Origin of the sequence: Thalassobacterium maritimum (assembly GCF_031127805.1) — a bacterium.
Taxonomy (GTDB): Bacteria; Verrucomicrobiota; Verrucomicrobiia; order Opitutales; family Coraliomargaritaceae; genus Thalassobacterium; species Thalassobacterium maritimum.
The window spans coordinates 1-620 of sequence record NZ_JARXHW010000200.1 but is presented as its reverse complement, the minus strand read 5'-3'; the positions used below and the strand labels follow the sequence as shown (position 1 = coordinate 620).

Below are 620 nucleotides of genomic sequence, written 5' to 3'. Positions count from 1 at the left end.
TTAAGCCTCTTTTTTTGATAGTTGGTAGTCAAGGATGCCGATTGCTTCCAACGTTGAAAGGACCTTATTTTCTATCTTGGTATAATCTCTGTAGGTGAGATCAATATTTCCTCCACCAGAACCATATCCCGACCCGCAGACTTCTGCGTGTTTGAAATTTTCGAAGTGAGATTCGAACTCTTCGAGTTTTTGAGAAAATGCTTCATAGTTCATATGTTTCACTGTGATAAACAAATCGTTTAGCCCATCTTCTTTAATTGTTACTTTTTTCTTCTTCACGTGAACCCTGTCAGATTCCGAAATCAGTTTAGTCCCTGGAATAATAGATTCAATGCCGCTTAGTAGCTGGTTGGTTGCCTTCTTTTTCGCATCGGTCATATCTCCCCAGTCTTCACTGAAAAAGATGAATTTTAAAAATTCATCTTTTCCCTGCGCCCCAGAAACGATTTCAATCCCAGCGCTTCTGTTCATGTCGAACTCTGCTATCAGTAGAGGCAGTTTGGCACTCGGTAGTGGTTCAATTTGTGACTGAATGTCCACTTGTATTGATCGTATTACTTTGTGATGCCACGGCTTGCCGGGGTATATCATGTCGAAATAAAAATTCATTTCTGCTTAAC

1 protein-coding gene is annotated in these 620 nt (G+C 40.2%); it reads right to left on the bottom strand.

Translation table 11 applies throughout. The features are described 5' to 3' along the window. Window positions 1-540 (bottom strand): hypothetical protein, encoded by a 540-nt coding sequence (locus QEH52_RS20025; protein ID WP_308952738.1) that lies wholly within the window; start codon window positions 538-540, stop codon window positions 1-3. Window positions 541-620: the final 80 nt, after the last annotated feature.